This is a genomic window from Guyparkeria sp., assembly GCF_046540515.1.
GTDB lineage: Bacteria > Pseudomonadota > Gammaproteobacteria > Halothiobacillales > Halothiobacillaceae > Guyparkeria.
Genome location: NZ_JBKHFB010000007.1, coordinates 19565 through 33880, shown reverse-complemented (window position 1 = coordinate 33880; position 14316 = coordinate 19565). Strand labels below are relative to the sequence as shown.

The 14316-nt window shown below is 65.8% G+C and carries 11 protein-coding genes; 7 read left to right on the top strand and 4 right to left on the bottom strand.

Annotated features, from left to right (window positions below):
- The first annotated feature begins 3 nt into the window (after positions 1-3).
- The 4 genes from gnd (at position 4) to tsaB (ending at position 5099) form a co-directional block, all read left to right on the top strand.
- Complete coding sequence (gene gnd, locus ACLFRM_RS01700; protein ID WP_410753898.1) at positions 4-1008, top strand: phosphogluconate dehydrogenase (NAD(+)-dependent, decarboxylating); 1005 nt, start codon at positions 4-6, stop codon at positions 1006-1008.
- A 42-nt stretch (positions 1009-1050) separates the two neighbouring features.
- Positions 1051-2568 carry a glucose-6-phosphate dehydrogenase gene (gene zwf, locus ACLFRM_RS01695; protein WP_410753897.1) on the top strand — a complete coding sequence of 506 codons (1518 nt, stop codon included), beginning with the start codon at positions 1051-1053 and terminating at the stop codon, positions 2566-2568.
- A complete protein-coding gene (pgi, locus tag ACLFRM_RS01690) occupies positions 2568-4238 on the top strand; it encodes a glucose-6-phosphate isomerase (RefSeq protein WP_410753896.1) in 1671 nt (556 codons plus the stop codon). Before zwf ends, pgi begins: the two co-directional genes overlap by 1 nt.
- 180 nt (positions 4239-4418) lie before the next feature.
- Positions 4419-5099: a tRNA (adenosine(37)-N6)-threonylcarbamoyltransferase complex dimerization subunit type 1 TsaB gene (tsaB, locus tag ACLFRM_RS01685; RefSeq protein WP_410753895.1), complete on the top strand. Its 681-nt coding sequence runs from the start codon at positions 4419-4421 to the stop codon at positions 5097-5099.
- Between the two features lie 97 nt (positions 5100-5196).
- Here tsaB and ACLFRM_RS01680 read toward each other — a convergent pair whose 3' ends face one another.
- Entirely contained in the window at positions 5197-5622 is a 426-nt protein-coding gene (locus tag ACLFRM_RS01680; protein ID WP_410753894.1) for a hypothetical protein, read from the bottom strand.
- A gap of 280 nt (positions 5623-5902) precedes the next feature.
- Between ACLFRM_RS01680 and crcB the strand changes: the two genes are divergently transcribed.
- Both crcB and queG read left to right on the top strand, forming a co-directional pair.
- The gene (gene crcB / locus ACLFRM_RS01675; protein ID WP_410753893.1) at positions 5903-6283 is read left to right on the top strand and encodes a fluoride efflux transporter CrcB; all 381 of its coding nucleotides are present in this window, start codon (positions 5903-5905) and stop codon (positions 6281-6283) included.
- 2 nt (positions 6284-6285) lie between these two features.
- Positions 6286-7350: a tRNA epoxyqueuosine(34) reductase QueG gene (gene queG, locus ACLFRM_RS01670; protein ID WP_410753892.1), complete on the top strand. Its 1065-nt coding sequence runs from the start codon at positions 6286-6288 to the stop codon at positions 7348-7350.
- 7 nt (positions 7351-7357) lie between these two features.
- Here the strand turns inward: queG and ACLFRM_RS01665 are convergent, their stop codons facing one another.
- The 3 genes from ACLFRM_RS01665 to rdgC all read right to left on the bottom strand — a co-directional run bounded on the left by ACLFRM_RS01665 (position 7358) and on the right by rdgC (position 11389).
- Positions 7358-8767 carry a hypothetical protein gene (locus ACLFRM_RS01665; protein ID WP_410753891.1) on the bottom strand — a complete coding sequence of 470 codons (1410 nt, stop codon included), beginning with the start codon at positions 8765-8767 and terminating at the stop codon, positions 7358-7360.
- 189 nt (positions 8768-8956) lie between these two features.
- Positions 8957-10357, bottom strand: a complete 1401-nt coding sequence (gene purB / locus ACLFRM_RS01660; RefSeq protein ID WP_410753890.1) for an adenylosuccinate lyase — start codon at positions 10355-10357, stop codon at positions 8957-8959.
- Positions 10358-10498: 141 nt separating this feature from the next.
- Positions 10499-11389, bottom strand: a complete 891-nt coding sequence (gene rdgC / locus ACLFRM_RS01655) for a recombination-associated protein RdgC (protein ID WP_410753888.1) — start codon at positions 11387-11389, stop codon at positions 10499-10501.
- Between the two features lie 238 nt (positions 11390-11627).
- Between rdgC and pepN the strand changes: the two genes are divergently transcribed.
- A complete protein-coding gene (gene pepN / locus ACLFRM_RS01650) occupies positions 11628-14285 on the top strand; it encodes an aminopeptidase N (protein WP_410753887.1) in 2658 nt (885 codons plus the stop codon).
- The last annotated feature ends 31 nt before the right edge of the window (positions 14286-14316 follow it).

The window sequence follows — 14316 nt, the reverse complement described above, 5'->3', positions numbered from 1 at the left end:
AAGATGGCGGGCGGACGTAGCGGTGTCGCCGCGGACCGGTCAGCCGGCGGGACTCAACCATTCAACACAAGGGAGACGGTGTCGATGAAACTCGCGATTATCGGACTTGGGCGCATGGGCGCGAACATGGCGCGCCGCCTCTCGCGCGGCGGGATCACGGTGGTGGCGCACAATCGCAGCCGCGGGCCCATCGACGAGCTGGTGGCCGAGGAGGAGCACGTCGTGCCGGCCTACGAGGAAGGCGACGTCTTGCGGCAACTCGACGGCCCGCGCGTGATCTGGTTGATGTTGCCGGCAGGCAGGGTCACCAGTCAGGCGATCGAGCGGTTGTTGCCGCAGATGAGCCCCGGCGATGTGCTGGTCGACGGAGGCAACTCGCGTTACAGCGAGACCATGGCGCACGCCGAGCGTGTCGAGGCCGCCGGAGTGCACTTTCTCGATTGCGGCACCTCCGGTGGCGTCTGGGGGCTGAAGAACGGCTACAGCCTGATGGTCGGGGGCACCCGTGAGGGCTTCGCGCTCATCGAGCCCGCCATCCGTGTGCTCGCACCCACCCCCGATTCGGGTTGGGGACATGTCGGCCCGGCGGGAGCCGGTCACTTCACCAAGATGATCCATAACGGGATCGAGTACGGGATGATGCAGGCGATGGCCGAAGGCCTGGCGGTACTGCGCAAGAAATCCGAGTTCGATCTCGATCTCGCCCAGGTTACCGAGCTGTGGCGCGAGGGCTCGGTGGTGCAGAGCTGGCTGCTGGACCTCACCGCCGAGGCGCTCAAGCAGGAAGGTCAGGGGCTGGAGGCGATCCGGCCGCACGTCGCCGATTCCGGCGAGGGCCGCTGGACGGCCATCGAGGCGATCGATCTGGGCGTGGCCGCGCCGGTGATGACCCTGGCCCTGCAGATGCGCTTTGCCAGCCAGGACGAGGAGGGTTACGGCAATCGCGTCCTGGCGATGATGCGCAACGCCTTCGGAGGTCATGTCGTGCAACGTCGGGACGAATCATGATCACGCGTTACCTTCGGGATTCACCAATCGGGAGTGGCCTGCATGCGTAAACCCATCCGCCGTGAACCGCCGAGCCCCGTAACCATCGTCATTTTCGGCGCGACCGGGAGCCTGTCGCGGCACAAGCTCTTGCCGGCGTTGTATCAGCTCGAGCGCGCCGGCCAACTGGCCGAGGGCAGTCGCATCATCGGTTTCGGTCGGCGTGATTGGGACGATGCCACCTGGCGGGAAGAGGTGCGGCGCCTGTGCCTGGCCGGCGAAGGCGAGAAAGACGATTGCCCGTCGGACCACTCCATCGAACGCCTGCTGGGCAAGCTGCACTTTCACAACGGCGATCTCAACGAGACCGACTGCTTCGAGAACCTGGCCGACCGACTCACGCACGACGAGTTTCCGGATTGCGTGGTGTTCTACTTCGCCGTCTCGCCGTCCGCCTTCGGCGCAATCTGCCGCAACCTCGGAGCCTGCGGTCTGACCGACGAGACGCTCGGTTGCCGGCGGGTGGTGATCGAGAAGCCCTTCGGCCACGACATCGACAGCGCGCACGCCCTTGACGGCCTGTTGCACCAGTATTTCGACGAGCACCAGATATTCCGCATCGACCACTATCTCGGCAAGGGGACGGTGCAGAACATCATGGTGATGCGGTTCGCCAACCTGCTGCTCGAGCCGCTATGGAATCGCAACTACATCGACCACGTACAGATCTCCCACGCCGAGCAGCAGGGCATCGAGGGGCGCGGGGAGTACTACGACTCGGCCGGCGCGCTGCGCGACATGGTGCAGAGCCACCTGATGCAGATGCTCGCGCTGACCGCGATGGAACCGCCGGCCTCGATGGATGCCGAAGCGGTGCGCGACGAGAAGGTCAAGGTGCTGCGCTGCATTCGTCCGATTTCCCATCGCGGCGTGCACGCGCAGGCGTTCCGGGCGCAGTACGCCCGCGGCACGGTGGACGGACAGAACGAGCCGGGTTATCTCGACGAGCCGGGTGTGCCCGACGACTCGGTGACCGAGACCTTCGCCGCACTCAAGCTCTACATCGACAACTGGCGGTGGCGGGACGTGCCGTTCTATCTGCGCACGGGCAAGCGCATGGCCAAGAGCCATTCGCAGATCTCGATTCGTTTTCGCGAGCCGCCGCAGCAACTGTTCCGCGAAACACAGATCGCGAACACCGCGCCCAACTGGCTCCTGATCGGCATCCAACCGGAGGAGAACTTCCGCTTCGAGATGCAGATCAAGACCGAGGGGCTGGAAATGCGCACGCGCACGGTGCAGATGGATGCCACCTACACCGGGGAGGAGCCGACCAACCTGGACGCCTACGCAACGCTCCTGCTCGACGTGATCAACGGCGATCAGACCCTGTTCCTCCGCTATGATGAGGTCTCCTGGGCCTGGCGAGTGGTCGATCCGATCCTGCGCAACTGGGCGGTCGAACGTGACTACATTCCGACCTACTCAGCGGGCAGCTGGGGGCCGCCGGAGGCGGATCGGCTGTTCGATGCCGACTGGCACCGCTGGAGAAACAACCTCAAGATCCCGGGAGAGAATTGATGCGAAAGGAACGATACGTCGGCCGGATGAGCCCGATCTGGCAGTTGCTCGAGGTCAAGGCGACCGAACACATGCGTCGTCACCCGAACGAGTGGTTCGAGACCGACGTCGATCGGGCGAACCGACTCTCGGGACGGGCGGCGGGGCTGTCGATCGATTACTCCAAGCAGCGCGTGACCGATGACGTCATCGACGGGCTGCTCGCGCTGGCCGAGGAGCGCGGCGTGCTCGAGTTGCGCGACGACATGTTCAACGGCGTGCACATCAACGGCAGCGAGGACCGGGCGGTCCTGCACGTGGCACTGCGCAACCGGTCGAACCGGCCGATCCTGCTGGATGGACAGGACGTCATGCCCGAGGTCAACGCCGTCCTCGACCACATGGAAACCTTCGTCGAGTCGGTCCAGTCGGGTGAATGGCGTGGGTATGCCGGCGATCCGATCACCGACGTGGTCAATATCGGGGTCGGCGGCTCGGACCTGGGCACCCGCATGGTCTGCCGGGCGCTGGGGTCGTATGCCGATCGCTCCATCCGGGTGCACTTCGTTTCCAATATCGCGCCGAGCGATCTGGCCTCGAAGCTCGCCGTACTCGACCCGAAGACCACCTTGTTCGTGGTGGCATCCAAGAGTTTCGGCACCCAGGAAACCCTGGCCAACGCCCGCTCCGCGCGCGCTTGGTTCCTCGAGAGTGCGCCGGACGAGGAGGCGATCAAGAAGCACTTCGTCGCCGTCTCCACCCACACCCAGCGGGTGCGCGATTTCGGCATCGACCCGGACAACATGTTCCCGATCTGGGACTGGGTCGGCGGGCGGTATTCGCTCTGGTCGGCCATCGGCCTGCCGATAGCCCTGTATCTCGGCATGGATCGTTTCAAGCGCCTGCTCGACGGGGCACATGCCCTCGACGAGCACTTCCGGCTCAATACCGGACGCGACAACCTGCCGCTGATCCTCGGCCTGATCGATGTCTGGAACGCCGACTTCCTCGGTTCGGACTCGCTGGCGGTGTTCCCCTACGGCACGCGACTGGGCTTTCTGCCCGCGCACCTCCAGCAGGTGATGATGGAATCGAACGGCAAGCGCGTGCGCATCGACGGGCAGCCGGTGGATTCGCACACCAGTGCGGTGCTTTGGGGCGGGCTGGGCACCAACGGGCAGCACGCCTTCTACCAGTTGTTGCACCAGGGCACGCGGTTGATCCCGTCGGATTTCATCAGCGCGATCCGCACCCACTCCCCGATCGGTACGCAACAACGCCAGCTGCTCGCCAACCTGGTCGCGCAGAGCCGGGCACTGATGCTGGGTCGCACCCAGGAGGAGGTCGAGGCGCAGATGCGTGCGGAGGGCGCCGACGAGGAGACCATCGAGCGCATCGCCCCCCACCGGGTCTGTCCGGGCGGTCAGCCGTCGAACACGATCCTCTTCCCGCAGATGACCCCGGAGGCGGTAGGGGCGCTCCTGGCTCTCTACGAGCACCGGGTGTTCGTGGCCGGGGCGGTCTGGCAGATCGACTCGTTCGACCAGTGGGGGGTGGAGCTCGGCAAGCAGATGGCTGACGAGATCGAGCCCTTCGTCGGCAGCGACCAGCCCGACGATCCCTTCGACGGCTCGACGTGCTGGCTGCTCGACGAGATTCGCCAGCACTGGGACCCGGCCCAGGACGGCTAGGACGCCTCCTGACGGGAGGGGGGGGAACGCTCCCGCATCCTTGTGGAGTCATGACGCCGCACGGTCTTCCGTGTCGGTTCCGTTAGAATTCGCGCCTGTCGAGTCCTTGCCTCGAATCGACGCCGTCCGGCCATGCCGGGTCGGCCGTCATCCTTCTGTTCGTATCGCGCCGGGGTGCCCGTGAACATTCTGTACTTCGACTCCTCCACCGAGGCCTGCACCGCCGGCGTGCTGGCCGGAGAACGACTGGTCACCGACTTCGAGGTCGCCCCGCGGGGACACGCGGAAAGGCTGTTGCCCATGGCCGAGGCATTGCTCGACGAGGCGGGGATCGGGTTCGATGATCTCGACCTGGTCGGATTCGGCCGCGGGCCGGGATCGTTTACCGGCGTGCGCATCGCCACGGCCATGGCCCAGGGGGTCGCGATCTCCCGCGACCTGCCGATGGCGGGGGTTTCGTCGCTCGCCTGTCTCGCGGCCGGTGCGTTTCGTCGCCTGCAAGCCAGCGGGGAAACCACCGAGGGGGTGGAGGCCCGGGCTGCGATCGATGCCCGCATGGGCGAGATCTACCGCGCCGCCTACCGGCTGGACGGGGCGGGCGGGCTGGTCACCGTTCTCGAGGAGGCGGTGGCCGAACCGGTCTTCCCGCCGACGGCATCCGGGCGTGTCGTGGCCAGTGGCAGCGGTTTCGCCCGCTATCCTGCCCTTGGTGAAGGGAGCGAGGTGCTCCGTCTCGAGCCCGACGCGTTGCCCCACGCCAGGGATGCCCTTGCGATCATCCGCCGTCTGCCCGAGACGGCCTACATCCCACCGGATCGCGCCGTGCCCCATTACCTGCGCAACAACGTCGCCGGCCGGTAGGGACTTGCCTGGCAGGCCGGCCGGGCGGTCGGCTGAGGGTACAAACAAAAACGCCCCGGCCGGGGCCGGGGCGTCTGGTCAGGGTAAGGCAGTACGCTTACTGGATATTGCCGCAGGCGGTAATCGTGTCGTCATCGTAGACGGCGATCGAACGCGGCTGCCCCATGAGATCGTCGATCGAGATGTCGATCGTGGTCATGGATTCGCCGTCCTGGAACGGGGTGCAGCGAAACTCCGGCTCCTTGTTGAAAGCGAGATCTTCCGGCGCGCCCTCGCTGTCCTCGGCGTAACGGCAGAGGCCTCGGTGAATACCGACCGACATGTCGTCGGCATTCTGGGCATTGACCGTCACGGCGATCTTGCCGTCTTCAGGAACGAAGATCGCCGTGCCGGAAACGCCGGAATCCCCGCGCTCGTCGATCGTTGCCTGATACTGCTCGTACTTGTTGTCGGCTGCCATGCTCGGCATGCTCAGGCCCACCGAGAGTCCAGCAATGGCACTGGCGAGTAGCAATTTTTTCATGCGTTCTCCTTGACTTTGCTTGGGTTGAGAAGAGCGGTGGCGACCTGCAACGGACATGCTGGGGTCTGGATGACGGCTCGTCCCGGGGTCGTCGTACGAATGAAGCTTAGGACACTTGCGCGCCGTTTCAACCCGGTGCGGATGGGCGAACTATCGCAGGAGCCTGCCTTCACCGCGTCCTTCCGCTGACCGGGCGTGGCGGCGGGCCGTGATAACCTCGCGGCGATTCCTGATCATGGCGCCGGCGGTCGAGGTTCCCGCCGAGGAAAAGAGTGGCGAAATGAAACTGTACCTGTTGATCGGACTGGCCGGGGGACTCGGCGCCATGGCGCGCTACGCGATCACGGTGGCCTTGACCCAGCTCGGTGGCCGCGCGTTTCCCTGGGGTACGTTGAGCGTCAACGTGATCGGTTCCGGTCTGATGGGGTTTCTTGGCGTGTGGCTGCTCACTCGCTGGCAGTTGCCGCTGGAGTATCGTCTCGCAATCCTGACCGGCTTTCTCGGTGCATTCACCACGATGTCCGCCTTTTCCGTCGACACGCTGGCCCTGATGCAGCGCCAGGCGTGGCTGTGGGCGGGCATTTACGTGGTCGGCACGGTGGTACTGTGTCTGGTGGCCGCTCGGGGCGGAATGCTGATGGCCGAACGCCTGGGGGGCTGATCGTGGAGCCGTCCGAGCTCAAGCAGTCCATCCGCACCTGGGCCGGGGAACTCGGGTTCACGGACGCCCGCGTCACCGATACCGACCTGTCGGCCTACGAGGCGGGGTTCGAGCGCTGGCTGGCCGAGGGGCACGCCGGCTCGATGGGCTTCTTCGAGCGCCACGGGATGATGCGCTTTCACCCGGAGGAACTCGTTCCCGGAACCCGGCGCGTGTTGATGGTCACGCGTGACTACCTGCCGCCCGAATCGCACGGCCCATCCCGCGTTTTGGGCGCCCCCGGCCTTGGCTACGTCAGCCGTTACGCTCTGGGACGCGACTACCACAAGCTGGTGCGAAAGCGCCTGGCGCAACTGGCAGGGCGCATCAGTCAAGAGGTGGGTCCCTTTACCTACCGCGCCTTCTGCGATTCCGCGCCGGTATACGAGACGGGGCTTGCCGAACGGGCCGGGATCGGCTGGAAAGGCAAGCATTCGCTGGTGCTCAACCGCAGCGGGGGGTCCTGGTTCTTCCTTGGCGCGCTGTTTCTCGACATCGACCTGCCGGTCGACCAGCCGGTCGAACCGCATTGCGGGACCTGTACCGCCTGCCTGGACGTGTGCCCGACCGGGGCGATCGTCGCCGACGGAGTAGTCGATGCCCGTCGCTGCATTTCCTACCTCACCATCGAGTCCCACGACGATATCCCCGAGGCCTTGCGGCCGCTGATGAGCAACCGCATCTACGGCTGTGACGATTGCCAGCTGGTCTGCCCCTGGAACCGTTTCGCGCGGACCACCGATGATGCCGACTTCCACGCCCGCCAGGGGCTGGATGCCCCGGACCTGGTCGAGTTGTTCGAGTGGGACGAGTCGACCTTCCTGCACCGGACCGAGGGCTCGGCCATCCGGCGGATCGGCTGGCGCCGCTGGCGCCGCAATCTCGCCGTGGCGCTGGGAAACCTCCCGGGCGGGCACGAGCGTGTGCCGGCGGCGATCGAGGCCCTGCGAAAGGGATTGGGCCAGGCGGGCGACCAGGTCGATCGCCACATTCGCTGGGCGTTGGCTCGGCTGAACGGCGAGGTCTGAGAACGGATCAGATGCGGTCGAGCGCGGTGATGATCTCTCGTTGTCGATCGCCACCTGCGCCGCGAACCAGCAGGGTCGAGATCAGCTCGCCGTCGACCGCCAGTGGCGCGACCACCAGCCCGGCCCGGGTGGCCGCCTCGAGGGTCTTGTCGAGGTGCGGTGCGAGACGCTCGCGGTTCTGCTCGTCGATGCCCAGTGTCTCAAGCCGGGACTGCAGCCTGGTCAGCAATGGCGACTGGCCGAGAGCGAGGGTTTCCGGCAGCTCGCCTTGGCCCGCGCGGCACCAGTGGAAGCGACGCTGGGAACGCCCCTGTGCGGCGTTCTCGTAGAGCGCGATTTCCTCGACTTCATCGAACCGGGTCAGTTGCCGGATTGCCTCACCGATCCGCCGTCCGGGCGTGGTTGCCCTCGTGGTGCCGCCGCTGGCGTGAGAGACGTTGTCGCTTGCCTCGAGCCCGTAGTCCGCCGGCAGGGGCCAGAGCAGTTCTCGTCCGTCGTCATGCTGCACCAGCAGACGCCCCGGGTGATAGAGCGGGATGTCCACGAATTCGCGGGCATCCCAGAGCGTTTTCTTCACCGTCACGCGCCAGGCGGCCGCCGGCGAAAGATGCAGCTGCTCGGCGATCGCCGGGATCAGGCGGCGGATCACGGGGTGATACCAGCCGAACTCGCTGGCGAAGGCCAGACGGCGTGCCAGTACGAGAATGGCCTGGTGGTGCGCCCCCAGAACGGGAATGCTGGCTTCCTCCGCGAGGAGCATGACCGGCAGGTAATAGCGTTCGGTCAGAGCCGTTTCCAGTTCGAGCAAGTCGACGCCCGCCTCGGCCAGCACGGTCTCGAACGCGTGACCCACCGAAAAGCAGCGATCCATGCTGGCATCTTCCACGTAGTCCCGGGTGAATTCGATCAGGCTCGTTCTGGCGATCGCGAGTGCCTGGCGGGCCATCTCCGGGGCATCGCGCCAGAGGGCGAGTTCGATCAGGTTGTGGAGCAGGGCGGCGACCGAGACCATCTCGAAGCTGGTCTCGCGGCGTTCGATCAGCCATGCCTCGGTCAGGCGGGCGGCCCGCATGGCGCGCGAGGAGGCGGCGAGGTAGCCGGCCCGCTGGGCCTCGTCTGTGATGCTGTTCTCGAGGATCGGCAGCGTCGGCAGCTGGTTGCGGGCCCAGTCGCTGCCCAGCAGCGACAGGGCATGTTCGAGATTGTGTGGCGCACTCCGCTCGCGCTTTCGCTGTCCGCTGGCTGCCGTGCCCAGGACGAAACTGGCCGCCGCCGGGTCGCGGCGCAGCCAGCCGACGAGCCGGGGAAAGTCCGGCGACTCGCTCAGCAGTTCCCGGCACATGCCCTGATGAATTGCCCGCCGTACGGGCAGCGGGTGTTCGAGCAGGTACTCGCTCCAGTTGTCGGGCAGGGTCATGCCGGCATCCCCCAATCAGTCCCTCGACGCCGCGTGCCGGGCGTCATGCCGTGTCCTTCGGTCAAACAATGCGGGCTTTTCGCCCCTGGCGCAATGGTGAAGCCCGTCCGGCCGCTTCCGGGGCACGCTCACCTTGCATCTGCCCGGCTCAAGGCGCGCAGAGCGGTATGGCATTCGTGCAGAGAGTCCCTAGATGCGCTCGGCCATTTCCTTGGCGTTGCCGATATAGTCGCCCGGCGCCATGGAGGCAAGCCGTTCGCGTGCCTCGGGCGGCAGCTCGTCGATGCCCTCGATGAACTCGCGCATGGCCGGGCCGTCGACCCGCTGGCCGCGGGTGAGGGCCTTGAGCTTCTCGTAGGGCTTTTCCACGCCGTGGCGACGCATGACCGTCTGCACCGCCTCGCCGAGCACCTCCCAGTTGCCGTCGAGTTCGGCGGCCAGCTGGTCGGCGTTGATCTCCAGCTTGGACAGGCCCTTGGCCAGCGAGCGGTAGGCGATCAGAGAGTGACCGATACCCACGCCCAGCGTGCGCAGTACGGTCGAGTCGGTGAGGTCTCGCTGCCAGCGGCTGATCGGCAGCTTGCGGGCCAGATGTCCCATCACGGCGTTGCCCACGCCGAGGTTGCCCTCGGCGTTCTCGAAGTCGATCGGGTTGACCTTGTGCGGCATGGTCGACGAGCCCACCTCGCCCTCGACCAGGCGCTGCTTGAAGTGCCCCAGGGCAATCTGGCCCCAGATGTCGCGGGCGAAATCGATCAGGACGGTGTTGGCCCGCTCGATGGCATCGAACAGCTCGGCGATGTAGTCGTGCGGCTCGATCTGGATGGTGTAGGCGTTGTGGGTCAGGCCCAGCCCTTCGACGAAGCGCCTGGAGAATCCGGGCCAGTCGATCTCGGGGTAGGCGGCCAGGTGCGCGTTGAAGTTGCCCACCGCGCCGTTGATCTTGCCCATCAGCGCGACTTCGGCGATCTGGGCGCGCTGGCGCTCGAGGCGGGCGACCACGTTGGCGATCTCCTTGCCGATGGTCGACGGCGAGGCCGGTTGCCCGTGGGTGCGCGAGAGCAGGGAGACGGCGGCCCACTCGTGGGCCATCTTGCGCAGGGTGTCGATCAGCCCGTCGATTTCCGGCAGCACCACCTCGGCGCGTGCCTTTCTCAGCATCAGGCCGTAGGCGAGGTTGTTGATGTCCTCGGAGGTGCAGGCGAAGTGGAAGAATTCGCTGATCGAGGCCAGCCGCGGGTGGTCGGCGACCTGCTCCTTGAGAAAGTACTCGACCGCCTTGACGTCGTGATTGGTGGTCGCCTCGAATTCCTTGACGCGCATGGCCGACTCGACCGTGAACTCGGATGCGATGGCGTCCAGCGAGGCGCGGTCCTCGTCGTTCAGCGTCGGGACCTCGGCGATCTTGGGCTCGTCGGCCAGCGCCTTGAACCATTCGATTTCCACCAGCACGCGATACTTGATCAGCGCGTATTCGCTGAAGCACTCGGTCAGCGCTCGCGTGTGGCGGGCGTAGCGGCCATCGAGCGGCGAGACGGCGGTCAGGGCGAAGGCGGCCGGGGAATGAATCGTTTGGGCGGAGTCGGTCATGCGCGTTCCTGTGAGAATCGGTTGGTCGAGTCGGGAGAGAGTCTCGAATTCAACGGGTCGGTTCGTGATTATGCGATTTGGCGGTCAGGGTAGCCAAATGCGACCGGCACCCGACCAGGGTCGTCGGTCAGTCGCTGGCGGTCAGCTGGCCTTGCCGGGGCGGGCCAGGGCCTCGTGCAGCACGCGGGTCAGTTCACGCAGCACGTCGAGCGTCAGGCGTTGCTCGGCCTCCAGGCGGGTGGCCGGATCGTCCAGGCCGTCGTCGTCGAACTCGTCGTCGAGGGTATCGAGCGCCTTGACCTTGGTCAGCGCACCGTCGGCCCGGATGGTGAAGCGCAGCCGGTCTCGCCAGACCAGTTCGAGTTGCTCGACGGTCATGCCGTCGCGCAGGTGGGCCAGTACGTTCTCGTCGGGCAGTCCCAGGCGGGTGACCGTGATGCTGCCGCCGTCGCGCGGTTCGAGCAGCTTGGCCGAATCGCCCAGTTCGAACCCGGCCGGCGGGCCCTCGAGCAGCCAGCGCGACAGGCGACTGCCGTGCTCTTCCGAGCCGAACGCCGGGGTGACGCGCCACTGGCCGAGCGACTCGCGCAGCAGGGAGTTGATCTGGCTGTTGCGCTTTTCGCCGGCGTTGGCCAGCCACGCCTGTTTGTTGCGTGTATCGATGATTACCCGGGTCTCGGCCTGCCGCGGGAAGGCCTGCGGAAGCAGTTCGAGCAGGGCGGTCTCGCGTGCCTGGCGCAACTCGTCGCGGGAGGGTTCGCGTTCTCCGGCCTCTTCGGCCAGCTTTTTGGCCGCGTGGTCCTGGACCACCCGCGGCGGCACCGCGCGTTCCTCACGGCGGAACAGCAGTCCGAAGGCGCCGTCGGTCTCGAGGGCGAGCCTCTCGTCGACCACCGGCGCCCAGCCCATGGATTCCACCTGTTGGGAGAGGGTGGGGGTAAAGCGCTTCTCGGCCAACCGTTCGGACAGCGTTTCCAGTGACGGTTCCGACCAGTCTGACAGGTCGAAGGCGGCAATCTGGGTAAAGAGCATGGCGTCGGCGACTCCGGTGATTGGTTGCAAACGGGTGACCGGTGGTGGGCCACCGGGTTCACGACGGGGCGCATTATGCCTGATGGCCCGGACCATTGCCCGGGGCCATTGTCCGGGACCATTGATCGGACCATCGGCTGACGCAGTGCTCGGCATGAACAGGCGCGGAACCGATATGGTTCCTGATATGCTCTCGGGTTGAGCCGTCCAATTTCCTGTCGTCATTTCAAAGGCCACCATGACCGAACGACACGCGCACACTGTCCGCCTCGCCGACTATCGCCCGCCGAACTACCTGGTCGACCATGTCGACCTGACCTTCGATCTCGCCGCCCGCGGCACTCGGGTGGAGTCGTCGCTGAAGATCCGACGCAACGGCGAACACGACGAGCCGCTGTGGCTGGACGGCGACGAACTGACGCTGGAGTCGATCGAGCTCGACGGCGAGACACTTCGCGGCGATCGCCTCGAGGTACGTGACGACGGTCTTTCGATCCGGGGACTGCCCGAGACATGCACCCTGCGTGTGGTCTGCCGTGTCGACCCGGTCGACAACAGCAAGCTCGACGGCCTCTACCAGTCTTCCGGCAACTACTGCACCCAGTGTGAGCCGGAAGGGTTTCGGCGGATTACCTACTTCCCCGATCGGCCGGACGTGCTCAGTCGCTACCGGGTCACGCTGATCGCGGACAAGGCCAGTTGCCCGGTGCTGTTGAGCAATGGCAACCCGATCGAGTCCCGCGACCTCGAGGACGGGCGCCATCTGGCCGTCTGGGAAGACCCGCATCCCAAGCCCTCCTACCTGTTCGCGCTGGTGGCCGGCAATCTCGAGTCGATCCACGACCAGTTCACCACCTGTTCTGGCCGGACGATCGATCTGGGCATCTTTGTTGAGCCACACAACATCGACCGCTGTGACCACGCCATGCGGTCGCTGATCAAGTCGATGGCCTGGGACGAGGAGACCTACGGCCGTGAATACGATCTCGACGTGTTCAACATCGTCGCGGTCGACGACTTCAACATGGGCGCGATGGAGAACAAGGGGCTGAACATCTTCAACTCCAAGTTCGTGCTGGCGCGCTCGGAGACCGCCACCGACCAGGACTACGAGGGCATCGAGTCGGTCGTCGCCCACGAGTATTTCCACAACTGGTCGGGCAACCGGGTGACCTGCCGTGACTGGTTCCAGCTTTCGCTGAAGGAAGGCTTCACCGTGTTCCGCGATCAGGAGTTCTCCGCGGACATGGGCTCGGCCGCGGTCAAGCGCATCGAGGAGGTCAACCTGCTTCGCCAGGTGCAGTTCCCCGAGGACGCCGGCCCACAGGCCCACCCGGTCCAGCCCAAGGAATACGAGCAGATCAACAACTTCTACACCGCGACCGTCTACAACAAGGGCGCGGAGGTGGTGCGGATGTGGCACAACCTGCTGGGTTGGGAGGCGTTTCGGCGCGGCACCGACCGCTACTTCGAGCGCTTCGACGGCCAGGCGGTCACCATCGAGGACTTCATCGACACCATGGCCGAGCAGGCGGATTTCGATACCGCCCAGTTCCGTCGCTGGTACGACCGGGCGGGCACGCCGATCGTGCACGTAGAAAAACGCCGCGACGGCGATGAACTGGTGGTCGAACTGGAGCAGGACGTCCCCGCCGTGGCGGGGCAGGACGACAAGCAGCCCTTCCTGATCCCGCTGGGGCTGGCCGCCTTCGATCGCGACGGGCGGCCGCTTGCGCTCGACGGGCCGGACGGCAACGGCGAGCCGGCGCAGACCCTGGTGTTGTCGAAGATCCGCGAAACCCGGCGTTACCGCCTATCGGGTCAGGACGAGCTGCCCGTGCTCTCGCTCAACCGCGGCTTCACCGCGCCGGTCAAGATCGAGCACGACTACAGCGCTGCCGATCTCGCCTTGCTTGCCGGTTCCGATACTGACGAGTTCAACCGCTGGGACGCCTACCAGCGCCTGGTGCTCCTGACCCTGGTCGAGCGCATCCGCGAGGCCAACGAACTGGGGGAATGGCCGGAAACGGAATTGCCCGAGGGGCTGAGTGCCGCCTTCGGTCGCTTGTTGCACTCGGCGGTCAGCGAACAGGGCGGTGCGGACCCGCGCTTCGTCGCCGAATGCCTGAATCTGCCGAGCGAGAACTACATCGCGGAGCAGTTCCCTCGCGACGTGCCCGTGGATGCGATTCACCGGGCGCGTGTCGAGCTGCGCGAGCAGTTGGCAAACGAGTGGTCGCAGACGCTGGTGCTTGCCTTCGAGAAACTCGCCGTGGAAGGGGAGTACCGATTCGACGGGGTGGACGTGGGTCGCCGGGCGTTGCGGGCGCAGACGCTTTCCTATCTCAATGCGCTGGACCATCCAGCCTGGCGCCGTCTGGCGGTGGAGCAACTCGAGCAGGCGGACAACATGACCGAGCGCTTCAATGCGCTCGTCGCGTTGTCCCTGCGGTCAAGTTCCGAGCGCGATCAGGCCCTCGAGTCCTTCGCCGACGAGTGGCAGGACGACCCGCTGGTCATGGACAAGTGGCTCGCCCTGAGCGCGCGCATCGTCGAGCCGGACGACACCGCGACACTGGCATCGCTGGAGGCGCACAAGGCGTTCTCGATCCGCAACCCGAACCGGGTGCGCGCGCTGGTGGGGACGTTCTCGCGTGGCAACCCCGTCGCGTTTCACGCCGCGACGGGTTCAGGATATCGCTGGGTTGCCGACAAGATTATCGAGATCGATGGGTTCAATCCTCAGATCGCCGCTCGCATGGCGACGGTGTTCAGCCGTTGGCGCCGGTATGATGGTGGTAGAGCCGATCGGATGCGGGGCGAACTGGCTCGCATGCTTGATCGCCCGAATTGCTCTGCCGATCTCGCGGAAATCGCCGGCAAGGCACTGAAATAGAAGGCCAATGATTCGTTTTCTGGAGGCTGTC

Excerpts from the sequence above, each read along its gene's own strand:
- gnd (WP_410753898.1), top strand. The coding sequence starts at position 4 with ATGGCGGGCGGACGTAGCGGTGTCGCCGCGGACCGGTCAGCCGGCGGG.
- zwf (WP_410753897.1), top strand. The coding sequence starts at position 1,051 with ATGCGTAAACCCATCCGCCGTGAACCGCCGAGCCCCGTAACCATCGTC.
- pgi (WP_410753896.1), top strand. The coding sequence starts at position 2,568 with ATGCGAAAGGAACGATACGTCGGCCGGATGAGCCCGATCTGGCAGTTG.
- ACLFRM_RS01680 (WP_410753894.1), bottom strand. The coding sequence starts at position 5,622 with ATGAAAAAATTGCTACTCGCCAGTGCCATTGCTGGACTCTCGGTGGGC.
- crcB (WP_410753893.1), top strand. The coding sequence starts at position 5,903 with ATGAAACTGTACCTGTTGATCGGACTGGCCGGGGGACTCGGCGCCATG.
- ACLFRM_RS01665 (WP_410753891.1), bottom strand. The coding sequence starts at position 8,767 with ATGACCCTGCCCGACAACTGGAGCGAGTACCTGCTCGAACACCCGCTG.
- purB (WP_410753890.1), bottom strand. The coding sequence starts at position 10,357 with ATGACCGACTCCGCCCAAACGATTCATTCCCCGGCCGCCTTCGCCCTG.
- rdgC (WP_410753888.1), bottom strand. The coding sequence starts at position 11,389 with ATGCTCTTTACCCAGATTGCCGCCTTCGACCTGTCAGACTGGTCGGAA.
- pepN (WP_410753887.1), top strand. The coding sequence starts at position 11,628 with ATGACCGAACGACACGCGCACACTGTCCGCCTCGCCGACTATCGCCCG.